We start from the raw sequence: 17839 nt of genomic DNA, 5'->3' as shown, positions 1-17839 counted from the left end.
TATTAAAAATGGTCAACCAGTAAAAACTGGCTGACCTCATAATACGAACGGGCAGAATAGTGAAGTAAAGAAATGGTAAAATGGGTGTATAATATGCTCTCTTGATGATTAAGGAGACCGACTTGGAATATTCTTAAGTCAATCGATGGAGTATTATACAAGGATAAGGTGTGATGCGGATGACTGATTTTTCAATAATTAAAAAGCTGTTTCATATTACGAAACGAAATGGGTTTAGTCATGACGAGATACAAATCATTAAAAATAATTTTGGTGAATTGCCTCAGGTGTTTATAGATTATTATTTGGAACTCGGTAAAGACGAGCGGCTGAATCATACGCAAGATAGTTTGATCAAACCCGAGCAACTCCAACACTTCAAACATAAAGAATATTTAATTTTTTATTGCGAGAATCAACGTGTCTGTGTTTGGGGAATCCATAAGAACGATTTATTCAGATCCAATCCCCCTGTCTATATGAGTTACGATGAAAAGGTATGGAAAAAGGATTTTGAAACATTGACCGATTTTTTTCATGCGATGGCCTATTTGCAAACCGTATTCGCTCTTGAATATGGCTGTGAATCGTTCTATTCCATTGAACAAGCCGACTTGGATTTTATTCGTGAAAATTTTAATAATAAAGGGATTTCCTTTCGGCATTGGATAGGCATCGAATTTTATGGAGATTACGATGACAGCATAATAACAGTGATGAAAAATAACGATCGTTTTGATTTGATCTATGCTTCAAGCGACAAAGAACATTTTGATGAAATGGATCGGGTTCTCTCAAAACTGGGAGTAGTAATTTGAAATTTTCTATTTCATGTGTCAACAGAATTGGGACTTCAGAATGTCATCAATAAGTTAATTAGCCTGAAATAGCCTTACAGAAGAAGTACGGAAAATAGTGTTACATCTAGTGGAGCAAGCAGCTGTTGTACTGTTTGGAATTGAGGATGAACGAAATGCCAAATGGATAAAAAAGAAAAGTTTAAATCAGATAAAGATAAATTTCTTGCAGTTACCTTCAAAACTAAAGACGATGGAAGGTTTGGTCCAATTATTATATATATTGAGCCTAGAAACTTGTAGGACAACAATTGAGATTTTAGATGTATACTCTAATATCTACGTTTAAGCTAACGGTTCGATAGTTCAATGAGGCAGTCTAAGACTTTATTATTCAGTTAAGATCCATAGACTACTTCATTCTGACGTATAGACTAAAACTAATTTTCAATTACCTGGTGATTTAGAAGACCGGGATCCCTTGTACTGTAAGGGGTTCCGGTCTAAAACTTTATTATCTCTGAACATCCACCTCTGAAACACATCCTGAATGGACCACTTTGGACGCGGTTTCGCTTTTTGCATGGAGTCGTGCAGTCAATCCCTCAGGGGGGCCCTAGAATCTGAGCGTTTTCTCCTGTTTCCTCCCCACCACGACAGTTACTTGAAGATCCCTCTATGCGGCTGCAGTGAAGAGAAGAATATTTCCAGTCTAGGCTCCAGGCTCCGTCCCGCTGAGGGTTGAGACTGTCCGCTCCGAAGGGATTAGCGGTGAAACGCAAGAGTGGTAGCCGCTACGTAGCCCGAGCATGTTGCGTTTCTTTTGCCCGCGAATCCCTTCTCCGCTCGGCAGGACTCCACAAGTCGCTACGTCTGGAAATATTCTTCTCTGTCGTAACTGATGATATTTCTTCATTCTTTCAAAGCTTTAAAAAGCGGGGTAAACGCGGAATGCTCGTAGAGGAAACAGGAGAAAAAGCGAAGATCTTAGGGACACCGACCGAGGCTCCATGAAAAAAAGAGAAACAAGCTTTTAGCGTCCACCTCTGGGACACCTCCAGAATGGACGACTTTGGACGCGGGTTTCGCTTTTTTTCATGGAGCCGGGCAGTCAATCAGTCAGGGGGTGGCCCTAGAATCTGAGCGTTTTCTCCTGTTTCCTCCCCGCCACAACAGCAACGTAGTAGAGTCTTATTTTCTAAATGAATCAGTTAGAATCATTCGTTATACACTACATAAAAACGGCTGATATTGCTGGACATTCACTACCCATTTACCAAATCAAAAAAATGAGGTATTCTTGTCCATATGCAATCCTTTCATTGGAATCGGACAGGACTTCCTGGCCTCACCAGTGTAAAGGATTTTTTGCCCCTTATAAGAAGTGTCTGAATGATCGTAGTAGATGAACCTTCATTAATTTTGTTTTAACGTAGTTCGAAGTCGGTAACTGATGAGAGATGATGAGAAACGATGCGGATCGATCAGCATATATTGCAAGTTTTTTTACAGGAAGTTCAAGTGGAGAGTCTGTCACCGGATGATCCAGTCGTAGTACACCATACGCCATACCCGTGGGAGCTGGTCGGTACCGGCAATTATGCTGCCGTATTTGCCCACCCGGACTATCCAAAGGTAGTGATCAAGCTGTACGCACCTGGAAGACCAGGAGCCGAACAGGAAATCGAAGTCTACCGCAAGCTAGGGGAGACTCGTTCCTTCCCCGTCTGTTATGATTATGGGGAAGGATATTTGGTCATTACGCGGATGAACGGCATCCCCCTGTTTGACTGTATTCGCTTTGGTATTCCGATTCCTCCGCAGGTGATTGAAGACGTGGAGGAAGCGCTAGAAGAGGCGCGCAGGAAGGGTTTGTTTCCGCATGATGTCCATGGGAAAAATGTATTAATGGATCAGGGACGAGGTTATCTGATTGACGTATCGGATTACTATGTCAATGATACAGACACGAAATGGCGTGATTTACGCAAGGCGTATTACAAGGTGTATCTGCCATTTATCAAGGATCGTGGATGGAAAATCCCATTGTGGATGCTGGAAGTCGTGCGAAAAGGCTATCGACTGTACAAAAAAGGAAAGCGCTTGTTCACGTAGACTGTCTCTGGTAAAATTGTCATTTGACATTGTGTTTGTACAGTTGCTGGTCGAAGTAGAATAAGGAGGACATTCCATTGTTGTACTATCTCATTGCGGCAGTAATTATTGCGCTTGATCAGTTTACAAAGTATTTAGTCGTGAAGTATATGGAACTGGGAGAATCCATTCCTTTGATCGCGGACGTATTTCATCTAACTTCCCATCGAAACATGGGAGCGGCGTTTGGCATCCTGCAAAATCGACGTTGGTTTTTTATTGTCATTACCACTGTCGTTGTGATTGGGATTGTCATTTCCTTGATTCGCTTGGGAAAAAAACAACCTCGTGCATCGTTGGCGCTGTCATTGGTCTTGGGTGGAGCAGTCGGGAATTTCATTGATCGTGCGATGACCGGTCAAGTCGTAGATTTTCTCGATTTTACGTTGATTAACTTCCCGATCTTTAACGTGGCTGATATGGCCATCACGTTTGGTGTGGGGATTTTGCTTCTCGATGTTTTTTTGGATGGGAAGAAAAACAGATAGTCATGAGAATAATAGTGGGAAAGCTCGGATAGGTGGAGAACATACATGAATGACACGCAATTGTTTGAACGTTACGATTGGGCGGTAGACCCAGCGGATAAGAGCGAGCGTATCGATAAATTTATCACGCTGCAAAATGAAGATTGGTCCCGTTCACAAGTGCAGGCTTGGGTGAAGGAAGGCCGTGTCACTGTTAATGGTGAACCGATCAAAAACAACTACAAGCTGCAGGCAGAGGACGAAGTGACCCTCCGTGTTCCGCCGCCAAAAGAAATGGCGATCCAGCCAGAAGAAATGTCGCTTGATATTGTATACGAGGATAGCGATGTCGTGGTCGTGAATAAACCACGTGGCCTCGTTGTGCATCCTGCTCCCGGTCATTACAGTGGGACACTCGTCAATGGGCTTTTGGCTCATTGCAAGGATTTGTCCGGAATCAATGGTGTTTTGCGTCCGGGAATTGTCCATCGCATTGACAAGGATACTTCCGGCCTGTTAATGGTAGCCAAAAACGACAAGGCACACATGGGGTTGGCAGAACAATTGAAAGCACATACGGTCAATCGAAAGTATGTCGCGATTGTTCATGGTGTCATCCCGCATGAAATGGGAACGATTGAAGCACCGATTGGGCGCGATCCGAAAAATCGCCAGCAAATGGCGGTCGTTTTTGAAAATAGCAAACCAGCTGTCACGCATTTTATCGTGCTGGAACGCTTCAAAGAGTACACGTTGGTGGAATTGAAACTCGAAACAGGACGTACCCATCAAATTCGCGTACACATGAAGTACATTGGCTATCCACTGGCGGGCGATCCGAAATACGGTCCGAAAAATACAGTGGAGCTCGATGGACAAGCTCTGCATGCGAAAACACTGGGCTTCAGCCATCCCCGTACAGGCGAGCAGCTCGAATTCGAAGCACCAATGCCGAAGGAAATGCTTGACGTCATAGAAGTTCTCAAACAAGCGTAAGAGAACAGGAGGAATAGCCGTGCTAAAAAGATTAGCGCATGTGACGCTGTACGTTCACGATTGTGAAGAGGCATTGCGATTTTACACGGAAAAACTCGGTTTCGAAAAACGCATGGATTCTCGTATGGATGATGGCTCTCGGTGGCTCACCGTCGGTCTTCCAGGGCAGGAGATCGAGATCGTATTGCATGACCCTACCCATTGGCATCGGGAAGATGTTGCGCAGGAAATGCTTCGTCAGGTCGGCAAAAATCCAATGTGGGTTTGGGAGACGGATGAATTTGGGTCCACATACGAAACACTGCGTCAACGCGGCGTGAAGTTTGTGAGTGAACCAACCGAAGTGATGTATGGCATGGAGGTTGTTTTCGAGGATCTGTATGGCAATCGTTTTTTGTTGTTGCAGCCAGTCTTCATGTGACACTTACATAATGAGAGTTTGAATGGAAAACGCTAGTAGAGAGCTTATTACTTTCTTCCGGCGTTTTTTTTCATCATTCAATTGAGAGTGTAAGGAGTGGATGCCTGTGAACGGAAAATGGGGGAATCTGATCATTCTTTTTGTCCTTTTGGTTGTACTTGTCACAGCAAACGGTGAAGCAAAGGTGGCAGCCCAAAGCCAACAGCCAGAGCGTGTGAACAAGGAGATAAGCGTTCCGGCAAAAATTGCATTTACGAGCAACCAGCATTTGTTTTTGGCAGATGGACGGGATGCAACGGGAAAGATAAAGCAAATCACCAAGGACGGCTATGCACAGATCGTGGGTTGGTCGCCAGATGGCAAGTGGCTCCTGTTCGTGAAATACAAAGGCAACGACAATTACTCGACGCCTGGCTACGTGTGGATCGTCAGTACTGACGGCAGCAAAGCTGTGCAGGTAGACGAGCGAGCGGTTTTTGAAATGCCTAAATGGTCCCCGAAAGCGAACAAGCTAGCGTACACCGTGAATATCGGCAGTAATGAAGCGCCGAGACCATTGCTGATTGTAAAAGATGTCCATGAGCAGGGAGAATTAGCTTTGCAAAGTTCAACGAGTGCTGATTTCGCAGATTTTGCCTGGATGCCGCATGGGGAAAACATGCTTGTCTCGCTACCTGCCGAAAAAAATAAGCCGATGACGTTGGCCTTGCGCACGCTTGCAGGTAAACCGTTGGCTGCCTACCCCATTGCAGAACCGCCAAAAGTGGAGGAAGGTATCTACCCTTGGGCAGCGACAGGCTTACAAGTATCCCCGGATGGGAAGGCTGTGGCTTACTTTGTCAGGTATAACTCCGGCTCCTTGTCTGCTGATGGCGTACCAATTCAATGGTTTGATTTGACACAGCCTGCCAAAAAGCCAATCGTGCTCGGTACAGGATTGGCTTATCCTGATTGGCTTGCCTGGACACCAAATAGCGAACAGCTCGCTTTTGTCGATGGCACTGACCGGATCGCTACGACTAACAAGCAGTTGAAGCTGGCGGATCGAGCAGGAAAGGTCAAAACAGTCAGCCCTGGTCCAGTGGTGGTAGACACTTATCCGGTATGGATTCCAAAAGCTCCGTACACGCTGCTTTTCACTAGAGGCATGTCTACGCCGTATTCGTACGATCCCAAAAAGGTCATGGTACCGGAACAAGGCATTTGGCGGCGGTCCGCAGATGGAGCTGAGCAGCAGGTGACAAAAGGAGAAGCGAATACAGCGGACTACTATCCTGAGCCGTCTCCAGATGGTAAACAGCTTCTTTTCTTGCGTTTGGATCGAGCGGAGCATGGCTCCCTGTTTATCCAAGGAATTGGCGAGGATGCGGACAAACAAGTCGAGCTGATCAAAGACATTACAGGGGATATTGCTTATTATGCGAACTACTTGCCACCGTGGGTCAGCGTCTATTGGGAATAGTTAGACTTTTCCGGGCTGCATTGACACCCGTCCAGAATCGTGACATAATTCTACATGACGAATGGAACCTTTAAATCCAGTCCAGTGAGGCTGGCAAGGGCACGGAATGACAAGCAGGCGGGACTCTTAAAAGTCCGGTCAGTTTGTCCGAGGGCTTCTTGTCTCCTGACAAGGAGCCTTTTTTCGTAAGGTCCACTGTTCCCGTCGAGAAGGGGGATATTGAGATGATCAACAAAAGCGTCATTATGGATGAAGCCGCAATTCGCCGAGCGCTTACACGAATCGCACATGAAATTATCGAGCGAAACAAAGGCGTCGAGGATCTCATTATCGTGGGCATTAAGACCAGAGGGATCTACCTCGCGCAACGTCTTGTGGAAAGAATCGAAATGATTGAAAATGTGAAGGTACCAGTCGGTGAGCTGGACATTACGTTCTATCGTGACGATCTGCAACACAAGTCCGAAGATGCCATTTTGCAAGGCTCCAAGCTCCCGGATCAAATCACAGGCAAGACTGTGATTCTGGTGGATGATGTTCTCTACACAGGAAGAACCGTGCGTGCCGCATTGGATGCACTGATTGACAACGGTCGCCCACGGATGATTCAACTGGCTGTTCTGGTTGATCGTGGTCATCGCGAGCTACCAATCCGCCCTGATTTCGTCGGAAAAAACCTCCCAACTGCTCGAACGGAAATTGTCGATGTACAATTGGCAGAAGTGGACGTTATGGACATTGTGTCCATCCGACAGCTACTGTAAAAATAAAATACTCCTCTTTAAAAACGATCCCGTGAGGTCGGCAAGAGGCAAGAAACTTCCCATGAGTATGGCGAAGCTAGCCTCTTTGTGTCCGCACAAAGAGGTTTTTTGTATAAAAGAAGTTTTTTGAATGAAAGAAACAAAACAGGGGGCATACAGGCATGAGCCAGAAAAATTACATCGATGTAGACGAAACACCACATATTTCGCGATTGCTGCCACTAAGTATTCAACATTTGTTTGCGATGTTCGGCTCGACTGTACTCGTACCGATCTTGACGGGTCTGGATGTTGCAACCGCCCTCTTGGCGAGCGGGATCGGGACACTTCTGTTCCTGTGGATCACCAAAGGAAAGCTTCCGAATTATCTCGGTTCTTCCTTCGCCTTCATTGGTCCGATTATCGTCGTGAGTCAATCGCATGGCGTAGGGACGGCACTCTTAGGCTGCTTCCTCTCCGGGATTGTGTACATCATCGTCGCCGGGATCGTGAAGAAGGCAGGAGTCAAATGGCTTGATCGGGTACTGCCACCAGTTGTCATCGCATCCGTCATCGTTGTGATCGGTCTGAGCCTGGCTGGCGTAGCAGTAGATATGGCAACGAAAGTCACTGTAGACGGTCAATCGCAAATGTCACTGACTTCGATTGAAATCTCGCTCATTACCGTGGTCATAACAGTTCTTGCAGCGGTCATGCTGCGCGGTTTCCTTGGTCTTATCCCAATCTTGATCGGAATGGTTTCAGGTTATGTATACACACTGCTGCGTCACCCTGATCTGATTCAGTTTCAAACAGTGAAAGATGCTCCTTGGGTGGTTGGATTCAGTGAAATGTTTACCTCCCACTTCAAATTCGCAGAGGTGACGAGTGCAATGGCGAATCCAAGCGCATGGATCGCTGCCCTGGTTATCGCACCAGTCGCTTTCGTCACATTGGCAGAGCATCTGGGTCACTTGCTGGTAACGAGTAAAGTCATGGATCGTGATTTGATGAAAGACCCTGGACTGCATCGCAGCTTACTCGGGGACGGTATTGCAACGTCACTCGCTGCGATTATGGGCGGTCCACCTGCAACGACGTACGGTGAGAACATCGGAGTCCTTGCGATTACAAAGGTATACAGCCGCGTCGTCATCGGTTTGGCTGCCGTTCTCGCGATTATGTTCGCCTTCGCAGGTAAGGTCAGTGCCTTCTTGATGACGATCCCAACGCCGGTACTTGGCGGTGTCTCCATCATCCTGTTCGGTATCATCGCGGCACAAGGCTTGCGGATGTACGTCGAGCACAAAGTGAATTTTGCAGACAAGCGCAACATGATTCTCGCAGCGGTCATCCTCGTAACGGGAATCGGCGGATACAAAATCAGTTTTGCAGGTACAGGTATCGCTTTCTTGAACGATCTGACCATCGATAATATCGCACTCTCTACCTTCCTGGGAATCATTCTGCACCTGATCCTTCCAGGAAAAGAGTCCGCGATGGGAGAAGCGCACCGCGAAGAATAAAAACAAATAGCCTAAACGTTCCCAATCCTTTAAATCCAGTCCAGAGAGGCTGGCAAGGCAAAGAACGCTGATTTGGTTGCCCAAAAAAGGCACTCAACCAGCTTCTTGTCTCGCTTGCCTCCAGATGCAAAGCGATGCCAAGAAGCTTTTTCTTTTAACATGAAAGAATCGGAGGGATTCATGATGAAAAATGTAGCGCATTTGATTGGCCTCAAAGACTTATCGAAAGAACAGATCATCCAGCTCCTCGAGCGAGCAGAGTATTGGGCTGCGAGACCAACTGAGCAAGCGGATATCCTGCGCGGACGGTTTGTCGCGAATCTGTTCTTCGAGGCCAGTACCAGAACCCGCTTCTCTTTTGAGGTAGCACAAAAGCGACTGGGCGCACATGTTTTGAACTTCATTCCGGAAACCTCCTCTACCGTAAAAGGCGAGACGGTCTATGACACGATCCGCACCTTGGAAGCAATGGGAGTGGAAGCAGCCGTTATTCGCACTAAGAAAGAAGGCCTGCTGCAAGAGTTGGCAGAAAGCGTAGACATGAAGCTGATCAACGCGGGAGATGGAACGAATGAGCACCCGACCCAATGCCTGCTCGATCTTTTGACCATGAAAAGGCAGTTTGGCAAGCTCTCTGGTCTCACGGTAGCGATTATTGGAGACCTGCGCCACAGCCGCGTGCTCGGTTCTCACCTGCATGCGCTGCCGAAGCTCGGCGTGAATCTGCTGCTCTCAGGTCCAGCTACGATGATGCCGGCACATATCCCGCAAGGTGTCAAAATCGTGGAAATGGAAGAAGCCGTTCAAACCGCAGATGTGGTCATGATGCTGCGCGTTCAGCTGGAGCGCCATGCTGAATCCCTCTATCTATCGAAGGAAGAGTACCACAAGGCACACGGGCTGACTCTGGAAAGAGCCAAAATGATGAAGTCCGGTGCGGTTATCATGCATCCGGCACCCGTCAATCGCGGGGTTGAGATTCATACCGATTTGGTAGAAAGCGAAACGTCCTTGATTCAAACCCAAGTGACCAACGGAGTCGCAGCAAGAATGGCAGTTCTAGAAACTCTTTTGAAAGGGAGCGAAATGACATGGGAATCATCCTTGGCAACGGCAACGTACTAAATCAGGCGGGGGAACTCACCCCGATGGAAATATTGGTGGAAAAGGGAAGAATCACAGCGATGGGGGAAACGCTCGATCGCTGTGGGCATGAATGGATCGATTGCCACGGCGGCATGATTAGCGCGGGTCTCATCGATGCCCACGTACATCTACGTGAGCCAGGCTTTGAACATAAAGAAACGATCGAAACAGGAGCAAAAGCAGCGGTACAAGGCGGATTTACAACAGTAGCATGCATGCCGAACACACGACCGTCCATCGACAGTGTCGAGACCGTGACCTACATTTTGGACAAAGCGAGCGAGGCTGGTATGGCACGCGTGATCCCGTATGGTGCGATTACTGTTCGCCAATTGGGAAAAGAGTTGACGGATTTCGCAGGGTTAAAAGAAGCGGGGATCTTCGCGCTGACAGATGACGGTGTAGGTGTGCAATCCACAGCGATGATGAAAAAGGCCATGCAAAAAGCAGCAGAATTCGGTATCTCAATCGTTGCTCACTGTGAAGACGAAGACCTGTTAATCCCGGGAGCAGCCTTGCATGACGGGCTGGTAGCAGCTCGACACGGTCTCCCTGGAATTCCTTCTGAGTCAGAGTCCATCCACGTTGGCCGCGATATTTTGCTGGCAGAACAGACAGGTGTGCACTACCACGTATGCCACATCAGCGCGAAAGAGTCGGTGCGTCTGGTACGTGACGGGAAACGCGCTGGCGTAAATGTAACGTGTGAAGTCAGTCCGCATCACCTCTTGCTGTGCGACGAGGATATCCCGGACAATCTGGATACGAATTGGAAAATGAACCCGCCACTGCGCTCTCGTGAGGATCGCGCCGCACTGATTGCGGGATTGAAAGACGGCACGATTGATATGATCGCCACAGACCATGCACCTCACACTCAAGAGGAAAAAGCAAACGGGATTAACCGTGCACCGTTCGGAATCGTCGGGCTGGAGACAGCATTCCCGCTCCTGTACACAAATCTCGTGCAAACTGGAGAGCTGACCTTGAAGAGGCTGGTTGAGCTGTTGACCGTGAAGCCAGCAGAAGCATTCAAACTGCCATACGGACGTTTGGAAGTAGGCGCACCAGCAGACCTGACAGTGATTGATCTGGAAACCGAAAAAACAATTGACCCAAGCACATTCGCAAGTAAAGGAATCAACACACCATTTGCTGGTTGGGCATGCAAAGGCTGGCCGACCCTGACGCTGGTAGATGGAAAGATCGTATATCAAAACGTGTAAAAACGATTGACAGACAAGACACAAGTTTTTACACGACAATGGAGGAGGAGCATAGATGCGTGCAAGATTGATCTTGGAAGACGGAACAGAATTTATCGGGACGGCATTTGGAGCGACAAAGGAGTCCTACGGGGAAGTGGTTTTCAATACGGGGCTAACTGGCTACCAGGAGGTTTTGTCCGACCCATCCTACTGCGGACAGATCGTCACCATGACATACCCGCTCATCGGAAATTACGGGATCAATCGAGACGACTTTGAAGCTGTTCGTCCGTACATTCACGGCTTCGTTGTTCGCGAGCATTGCGAGGCACCGAGCAACTGGCGCAATACGAACACACTCGATGAACTGCTGAAAACATACGACATCCCGGGCATTGCCGGTATCGACACTCGGATGTTGACGAGAAAAATTCGTTACCACGGCACGATGAAGGGCATGATTACAACCAGTGAAGCCCCGTTGGCTGAATTGGTTGCTGCCCTGAACGGCACGACATTGATGATAGACCAAGTATCACGCGTTTCTACGAAAAACGTCTTCAGCTGCCCAGGTACAAGTCATCGGGTAGTGCTGGTAGACTTCGGAGCCAAGCACGGGATTTTGCGCGAGCTGACCAAGCGCAACTGCGACGTAGTCGTCGTGCCTTACAATGTGACAGCAGAAGAGATTCGCCGCATTCAACCGGACGGGATACTTTTGTCCAATGGCCCTGGGGACCCGAAGGATGTACCGCAAGCTGTAGAGATGATTCGCGAAATCTTGGGTGAATATCCTCTGTTCGGAATTTGCCTCGGTCACCAACTGTTCGCGCTGGCATCTGGCGCTGACACGACGAAAATGAAATTCGGACACCGTGGCGGCAACCATCCAGTAAAAGAGCTACCAACCGGACGCACATATATCACATCCCAGAACCACAGCTATGCAGTAAAAGAAGACTCGCTCGCAGGCACGGAGCTGGAAGTTACACATATTGCCCTGAATGATGGCACCATCGAAGGTGTACGTCATGCCGCGAAGAATGCATTCTCAGTACAGTACCATCCAGAAGCAGCTCCAGGACCGTATGATTCCGGCTACCTGTTCGACCAGTTTCTTGCGATGATGGAAACAGCTAAGGAGGAAAAAACTCATGCCAAAACAAGATAATCTGAAAAAAATCCTCGTAATCGGCTCTGGACCTATCGTCATCGGGCAGGCTGCTGAATTTGACTATGCAGGCACACAAGCATGCGAAGCGTTAAAAGAAGAGGGCATGGAGGTAGTTCTGATCAACTCCAACCCAGCGACCATCATGACCGATACAAACATGGCGGACAAAGTATATATCGAGCCAATCACACTTGAATTCGTAGCGCGCGTCATTCGTCAAGAGAAGCCGGATGGACTACTGCCTACTCTTGGAGGTCAAACAGGCTTGAACATGGCTGTTGCCCTCTCAGAAGCAGGCGTTCTCGAGCAAGAAAATGTAAAGCTGCTCGGAACCAAGCTGGAATCGATCAAGCAAGCAGAAGACCGCGACCTGTTCCGCTCCCTCATGAATGAATTGGGCGAGCCGGTACCTGAATCAGTTATCGTGAGCACGGTAGAAGAAGCTGTCGATTTTGCAAACGAAATCGGTTATCCCATCATCGTTCGTCCTGCTTACACCTTGGGTGGTACAGGCGGCGGAATTTGTGAAGATGAAGAAACCCTCCGCGAGATCGTCGCAAGCGGATTGAAATACTCCCCGATTACGCAATGCTTGATCGAGAAAAGCATTGCTGGCATGAAAGAAATCGAGTACGAAGTGATGCGCGATGCCAACGACAACTGCATCGTAGTCTGCAACATGGAAAACATCGACCCAGTCGGCGTGCATACAGGTGACTCCATCGTAGTGGCGCCTAGCCAAACACTGGCTGACCGCGAGTATCAAATGCTGCGCACATCCGCACTGAACATCATCCGGGCGCTTGGTATCGAGGGTGGCTGCAACGTACAATACGCACTCGATCCGCACAGCTTCCAATACTACGTGATCGAAGTGAACCCGCGTGTGAGCCGCTCTTCTGCACTGGCTTCCAAGGCAACAGGCTACCCAATCGCAAAGATGGCAGCCAAAATCGCAATCGGCTACACGTTGGATGAACTGAAAAATCCAGTGACAGGCCAAACATACGCATGCTTCGAGCCAACACTGGACTACATCGTCAGCAAAATCCCACGTTGGCCGTTCGACAAGTTCCAATCCGCCAATCGCAAGCTCGGTACGCAAATGAAAGCGACTGGAGAAGTGATGGCGATCGGGCGGACTTTTGAAGAATCGATCATGAAAGCCATCCGTTCCTTGGAAATTGGTAGCTATCACATCGAGATCAAGGGAGCAGACGAAATCAGCGAGGACGATTTGAAAGCACGACTGGTGCACGCGGATGACGAACGCCTCTTCCTGCTGGCAGAAGCACTGCGCCGTGGCTGGACGATCGAACAACTGCACAACCTGACCAAGATCGATCTGTTCTTCCTGCACAAGTTCCATAAAATGATTGCCTTTGAAGCGGAACTGGCAAAAGGCTTGACGAGCGAAAAGCTGTACGAAGCAAAACGCATGGGCTTCACGGACCGCAAAATTGCGGAGCTGTGCGGTGAGACAGAAGAAGCGGTAGATGCAATGCGCAAAGAAAAAGGCTTTGTACCTGTATATAAAATGGTAGATACTTGCGCGGCAGAATTCGAAGCGCAAACACCGTACTACTACTCCGCGTATGAAGTAGAAGACGAGCGCATCGAGACTGGCAAGAAGCGTGTGGTCGTGCTGGGCTCCGGACCCATCCGCATTGGTCAAGGAATTGAGTTTGACTATGCGACAGTCCACGCTGTCTGGGCACTGAGAGAAGCGGGCTATGAGGCAGTGATCATCAACAACAACCCGGAGACCGTTTCTACAGACTTCAACACTTCTGATCGCCTGTACTTCGAACCGCTGTACATCGAAGACGTCATGAACATTCTCGATGTGGAAAAACCAGAGGGTGTCATCGTACAATTCGGCGGACAAACCGCGATCAACCTGGCTGACAAGCTGACTGCACGCGGAATCAAAATCTTGGGTACGAGTCTGGAAAACATCGACGCAGCGGAAAACCGTGAGAAGTTCGAAGCGCTGCTGCGCGAGCTGGAAATCGCCCAACCACCAGGCAAAACGGTTACGTCAGTCGAGCAGGCAGTAGTGGCAGCAGAAGGTCTTGGCTTCCCAGTCCTGGTTCGCCCATCCTACGTACTTGGCGGACGTGCGATGGAAATCGTCTACAACCAGTCCGAACTGTTGGAGTACATGGAAAAAGCGGTGAAGGTAAATCCTGATCACCCTGTACTGGTAGACCGTTACATGGTCGGGGTAGAAGTGGAAGTCGATGCGATCTGCGACGGAGAAAACGTTCTGATTCCAGGCATTATGGAGCATATCGAACGCGCAGGGGTACACTCTGGTGACTCCATCGCCGTATATCCTCCGCAATCCTTGTCCCAAGCGATCAAGGATGAACTGATCGATATGACGACAAAGCTGGCACGTGCCCTGCAAATCAAAGGCTTGCTCAACATCCAGTTCGTCATCTATAAAGACCGCCCATACGTAATCGAGGTCAACCCGCGTTCGTCCCGTACAGTGCCATTCCTCTCCAAAGTAACGGGGATTCCAATGGCGAACATCGCAACGAAAGCGATCCTTGGTTACTCTATCATCGAACAAGGCTTTACACCGGGCTACCATCCAGAGGAGTCGATGGTTTCTGTCAAAGTACCAGTCTTCTCCTTCGCAAAGCTGCGCCGCGTCGATATTACGCTCGGCCCTGAAATGAAATCGACCGGAGAAGTCATGGGACGCGAGAGCACTCTGGCAAAAGCGTTGTACAAAGGCTTGGTCGCAGCGGGCATGAATATCCCGACACAAGGCACCTTGCTTGTGACAGTTGCTGATAAAGACAAAGAAGAAGCGCTAGACATCGTGAAACGCTTCCGTCACCTCGGCTTCAAGCTGATGGCGACCGCAGGCACAGCCGATTATTTGGAGCAAGCGGGACTACAAGTAACACGCGTAAGCAAATTGTCCGAAGGCACGCCAAACCTGTTGGATGTCATCCATACAGGCGAAGCGAACATCGTACTCAATACACTGACAAAAGGCAAAACGCCACAACGCGACGGCTTCCGCATTCGTCGGGAAGCAGTAGAGAACGGCGCCGTATGCTTGACTTCACTCGATACAGCTTCCGCTCTGCTGCACGTACTGGAGACGATCACATTCTCTACAGAAGCAATGCCAGCCCAGCGTGCTGGTGCCAAAGTGGCAGTAACCGTATAAAAAGGGGAGAGCAGCGTGCAACAACAACTAACCGATATTCGCAAACGCATGATTGTTGCGCTCGACTTTTCCACACTGGATGAAGTCAAGAAGTGCATCGAGCCGCTACAGGGGCATATCCGCTATGTAAAAGTAGGGATGGAGCTCGCTTACGCAGAAGGACCAGCGATCGTTTCCTTTCTAAAGGAAAAAGGATTCAAAGTGTTCCTCGATTTGAAGGTTCACGATATTCCCAATACCGCTAAAGGCGCGATGAGAAGCCTGGCGCGTCTGGGAGCAGACATGGTAAACGTTCATGCGGCAGGCGGCGTAGCCATGATGGCGGCAGCGAGAGAAGGTTTGGAGCAAGGGACAGCGGCAGGTGCTGCTCGTCCCCTCCTGATCGGTGTGACGATGTTGACATCCACTGGTTTGCAAACGATGAATCAAGAATTGGCGATTCCAGGTGCGGTAGAAGATGTTGTGGTGCACTATGCACTGATGACCAAGCAAGCTGGCTTGGATGGAGTCGTTGCTTCTCCACTAGAAGTACCGATGATCAAAAAAGCTGCTGGAGACGCATTTGTAACCGTAACGCCAGGAATTCGTCCGCTGGGAGCAGATCAAGGCGATCAGACGCGTATCACGACGCCGGAACAGGCATTCCGCTTGGGCAGTGATTACCTCGTGATCGGACGCGCCATTACGAGTGCAAAAGATCCGGTAGGGGTTTGGCAAAGTATCGTCGCAGCAGTGGAAAAAGATCGTTCGTAAAGTAGCCAGCTGGAGGGAATAAGTGAAATGACGACAATGACAACCGCTAAACAAATTGCAGCGAATCTTCTCGAAATTGGGGCAGTTCATCTGCGACCGGAGCAACCTTTTACATGGACGTCCGGGATCAAATCCCCGATCTATTGCGACAACCGGATCACGATGTCCTATCCGCATGTGCGCCGTGCCATTGCGAGAGCGTTTACCGATTTGATCAAGGAGCAGTACCCAGATGCGCAAGTCATTGCTGGAACAGCGACTGCTGGTATTCCACATGCTGCATGGGTAGCAGAGCTGCTTGATCTGCCTATGATTTACGTACGGGACAAGGCAAAAGGCCACGGTCGCCAAAATCAGATTGAGGGCGCATTGGCAGCTGGTCAAAAGGTAGTCGTGATTGAAGACCTGATTTCCACAGGAGGCAGCTCCCTGAAAGCAGCGCAAGCTGTGCAGGCTGAGGGTGGAGAGGTACTGGGGGTCGTAGCCATTTTCAGCTACCAATTCCCGGATGCTGAAGCCTTGTTTGAGGAAGCGGGCATTCCTTGCTCCACGATATCGAATTACACAGCACTTTTGGAAGTAGCTTCAGAGCAAGGGGTTATTACAAGCGAACAGGAAAAAGTATTGGGCGAATGGCGGAAATCCCCGCGTACTTTTTTTGAATAAGTGATACATGATGAAGAGTAGGGCGGCGGTCAAACCGTCCTACTCTTTTTTGTTTCATCGTGGATCACAATCTGGACCCCTTCAGATCGATAGAACTGGAGGATAGCGTCGCCAGTCATTTCGAAATGACCGAAATCCTCTGGAAAAAGAATGCCCGGCGTAACCGTTGAGTTTTCATTTTGCAGAATGATTTGTTGTGCAAAAATGGCAGCGCCCAAAGCGGTCAGATGAGTCTGCCCTTTCGGATCAGTAATGTCGACTTGGCGTTTTACGGTTATGCCATGCTGATTGCGTCCATTTATTTGGATGACAACATGGTGAGGTGACCCTGCGCCTGGATTGTACAGTATTTTTTGACGTGTGCTCTTGCTGAGCAGGTTCCATATCCGGCTTTTTACCAAAGAAACGAGGGCAAAAGTAGACAGTTTATTGTCAAAGGCGATGCGAAAATCAGCGGTAGTTACGTTTTGGGCTTTCACAAGCGTCATGTGATCCGGTGTGTCAAGACGATAGCATTTCGTATGGTATCCATTCGGAAAGGTCACGGGTACCGGATCTGACATGGGTGTAACTTCTTTTACGCCAGTCGGTGTGGAGACAGTAAAAGGGATCGTCATGCGATCCATATAGTCGGTGGAATCTGGACCTGCTTTGTCTTGAAGGGAATAAAGGGCGTGCAGATGTATCCGGAGATCTTGCAGGGCAGCTGCATGTATGCTTGCGAGAAGCGCTACAGTTCCCCCCATCCACCCTGAGGCGAGAATGACTGGAGAGCCAATGTTCTCATTCTTCAAGCGTTCGATCGATCGTGTAAATCGTTCTGTCCAACGCGTGACGTCAATCAGAGGGATCTGTCGGCGAACTGCAGCAAGTAGCAGTGTGTCATCAGGATCATTTACTGCACTAATTATCAAGGTCAAATCAGCTGGAGCATGGGCGAGAGGATCGGATTTGGAGATATCCAAGAGGAAAGGCTTTAGCCTAGTGGACGCAAATGGCAAGGTCTTTCCCGCAGACCTTCCTCCCACCAATAATTCGAGATTAGGGTGGCGATCGTGCAGGATCTTGGCAATTTGGCTCCCGACCGTTCCGTAGCCGCCGACAATAAGAACTTTGGTGAGATTCATGTAGAT

15 protein-coding genes are annotated in these 17839 nt (G+C 48.9%); 14 read left to right on the top strand and 1 reads right to left on the bottom strand.

The features are described from left to right. The first annotated feature begins 179 nt into the window (after positions 1 to 179). From PMI05_RS26250 to pyrE, 14 genes are all read left to right on the top strand, one after another. Positions 180 to 818: a hypothetical protein gene (locus tag PMI05_RS26250; RefSeq protein WP_039961403.1), complete on the top strand. Its 639-nt coding sequence runs from the start codon at positions 180 to 182 to the stop codon at positions 816 to 818. Positions 819 to 2270: 1452 nt separating this feature from the next. Further along, a complete protein-coding gene (locus PMI05_RS26240; protein WP_007728466.1) occupies positions 2271 to 2912 on the top strand; it encodes a serine/threonine-protein kinase in 642 nt (213 codons plus the stop codon). 77 nt (positions 2913 to 2989) lie between these two features. Beyond that, positions 2990 to 3439, top strand: a complete 450-nt coding sequence (gene lspA, locus PMI05_RS26235; RefSeq protein WP_007728465.1) for a signal peptidase II — start codon at positions 2990 to 2992, stop codon at positions 3437 to 3439. A gap of 45 nt (positions 3440 to 3484) precedes the next feature. Beyond that, entirely contained in the window at positions 3485 to 4414 is a 930-nt protein-coding gene (locus tag PMI05_RS26230) for an RluA family pseudouridine synthase (protein ID WP_007728464.1), read from the top strand. Positions 4415 to 4433: 19 nt separating this feature from the next. Next, positions 4434 to 4835 (top strand): VOC family protein, encoded by a 402-nt coding sequence (locus PMI05_RS26225; protein WP_007728463.1) that lies wholly within the window; start codon positions 4434 to 4436, stop codon positions 4833 to 4835. Positions 4836 to 4935: 100 nt separating this feature from the next. After that, positions 4936 to 6297, top strand: a complete 1362-nt coding sequence (locus PMI05_RS26220) for a PD40 domain-containing protein (protein WP_039961402.1) — start codon at positions 4936 to 4938, stop codon at positions 6295 to 6297. Positions 6298 to 6521: 224 nt separating this feature from the next. Next, positions 6522 to 7061 carry a bifunctional pyr operon transcriptional regulator/uracil phosphoribosyltransferase PyrR gene (gene pyrR / locus PMI05_RS26215; RefSeq protein ID WP_007728461.1) on the top strand — a complete coding sequence of 180 codons (540 nt, stop codon included), beginning with the start codon at positions 6522 to 6524 and terminating at the stop codon, positions 7059 to 7061. A 161-nt stretch (positions 7062 to 7222) separates the two neighbouring features. Next, entirely contained in the window at positions 7223 to 8566 is a 1344-nt protein-coding gene (locus PMI05_RS26210) for a solute carrier family 23 protein (RefSeq protein ID WP_007728459.1), read from the top strand. 183 nt (positions 8567 to 8749) lie between these two features. Next, the gene (locus PMI05_RS26205) at positions 8750 to 9691 is read left to right on the top strand and encodes an aspartate carbamoyltransferase catalytic subunit (RefSeq protein ID WP_039961401.1); all 942 of its coding nucleotides are present in this window, start codon (positions 8750 to 8752) and stop codon (positions 9689 to 9691) included. Beyond that, on the top strand, positions 9658 to 10938 hold the full coding sequence (locus tag PMI05_RS26200; protein ID WP_007728456.1) for a dihydroorotase: 1281 nt from the start codon (positions 9658 to 9660) through the stop codon (positions 10936 to 10938). Before PMI05_RS26205 ends, PMI05_RS26200 begins: the two co-directional genes overlap by 34 nt. A gap of 55 nt (positions 10939 to 10993) precedes the next feature. After that, a complete protein-coding gene (locus PMI05_RS26195; RefSeq protein ID WP_007728454.1) occupies positions 10994 to 12091 on the top strand; it encodes a carbamoyl phosphate synthase small subunit in 1098 nt (365 codons plus the stop codon). Beyond that, complete coding sequence (gene carB, locus PMI05_RS26190; protein ID WP_007728453.1) at positions 12075 to 15287, top strand: carbamoyl-phosphate synthase large subunit; 3213 nt, start codon at positions 12075 to 12077, stop codon at positions 15285 to 15287. The genes PMI05_RS26195 and carB overlap by 17 nt, the downstream gene beginning before the upstream one ends. A 15-nt stretch (positions 15288 to 15302) precedes the next feature. Next, positions 15303 to 16040, top strand: coding sequence for an orotidine-5'-phosphate decarboxylase (pyrF, locus tag PMI05_RS26185; RefSeq protein WP_007728451.1), 738 nt, complete (start codon positions 15303 to 15305; stop codon positions 16038 to 16040). A 27-nt stretch (positions 16041 to 16067) separates the two neighbouring features. Next, the gene (pyrE, locus tag PMI05_RS26180) at positions 16068 to 16706 is read left to right on the top strand and encodes an orotate phosphoribosyltransferase (RefSeq protein WP_007728449.1); all 639 of its coding nucleotides are present in this window, start codon (positions 16068 to 16070) and stop codon (positions 16704 to 16706) included. Positions 16707 to 16735: 29 nt separating this feature from the next. Here pyrE and PMI05_RS26175 read toward each other — a convergent pair whose 3' ends face one another. Then, complete coding sequence (locus PMI05_RS26175; protein ID WP_007728448.1) at positions 16736 to 17833, bottom strand: saccharopine dehydrogenase; 1098 nt, start codon at positions 17831 to 17833, stop codon at positions 16736 to 16738. Between the last annotated feature and the right edge of the window lie 6 nt (positions 17834 to 17839).

It is taken from the genome of Brevibacillus sp. BC25 (assembly GCF_000282075.1).
Taxonomy (GTDB): Bacteria; Bacillota; Bacilli; order Brevibacillales; family Brevibacillaceae; genus Brevibacillus.
Note: the sequence above shows the minus strand (reverse complement) of the source record. Positions and strands in the feature narration are given on the sequence as shown.

Bases quoted from the DNA above. Each gene is read 5' to 3' on its own strand.
- PMI05_RS26250 (WP_039961403.1), top strand. From the start codon at position 180: ATGACTGATTTTTCAATAATTAAAAAGCTGTTTCATATTACGAAACGA.
- PMI05_RS26240 (WP_007728466.1), top strand. From the start codon at position 2,271: ATGCGGATCGATCAGCATATATTGCAAGTTTTTTTACAGGAAGTTCAA.
- PMI05_RS26230 (WP_007728464.1), top strand. From the start codon at position 3,485: ATGAATGACACGCAATTGTTTGAACGTTACGATTGGGCGGTAGACCCA.
- PMI05_RS26220 (WP_039961402.1), top strand. From the start codon at position 4,936: ATGCCTGTGAACGGAAAATGGGGGAATCTGATCATTCTTTTTGTCCTT.
- pyrR (WP_007728461.1), top strand. From the start codon at position 6,522: ATGATCAACAAAAGCGTCATTATGGATGAAGCCGCAATTCGCCGAGCG.
- PMI05_RS26210 (WP_007728459.1), top strand. From the start codon at position 7,223: ATGAGCCAGAAAAATTACATCGATGTAGACGAAACACCACATATTTCG.
- PMI05_RS26205 (WP_039961401.1), top strand. From the start codon at position 8,750: ATGAAAAATGTAGCGCATTTGATTGGCCTCAAAGACTTATCGAAAGAA.
- PMI05_RS26200 (WP_007728456.1), top strand. From the start codon at position 9,658: ATGGGAATCATCCTTGGCAACGGCAACGTACTAAATCAGGCGGGGGAA.
- PMI05_RS26195 (WP_007728454.1), top strand. From the start codon at position 10,994: ATGCGTGCAAGATTGATCTTGGAAGACGGAACAGAATTTATCGGGACG.
- carB (WP_007728453.1), top strand. From the start codon at position 12,075: ATGCCAAAACAAGATAATCTGAAAAAAATCCTCGTAATCGGCTCTGGA.
- pyrE (WP_007728449.1), top strand. From the start codon at position 16,068: ATGACGACAATGACAACCGCTAAACAAATTGCAGCGAATCTTCTCGAA.
- PMI05_RS26175 (WP_007728448.1), bottom strand. From the start codon at position 17,833: ATGAATCTCACCAAAGTTCTTATTGTCGGCGGCTACGGAACGGTCGGG.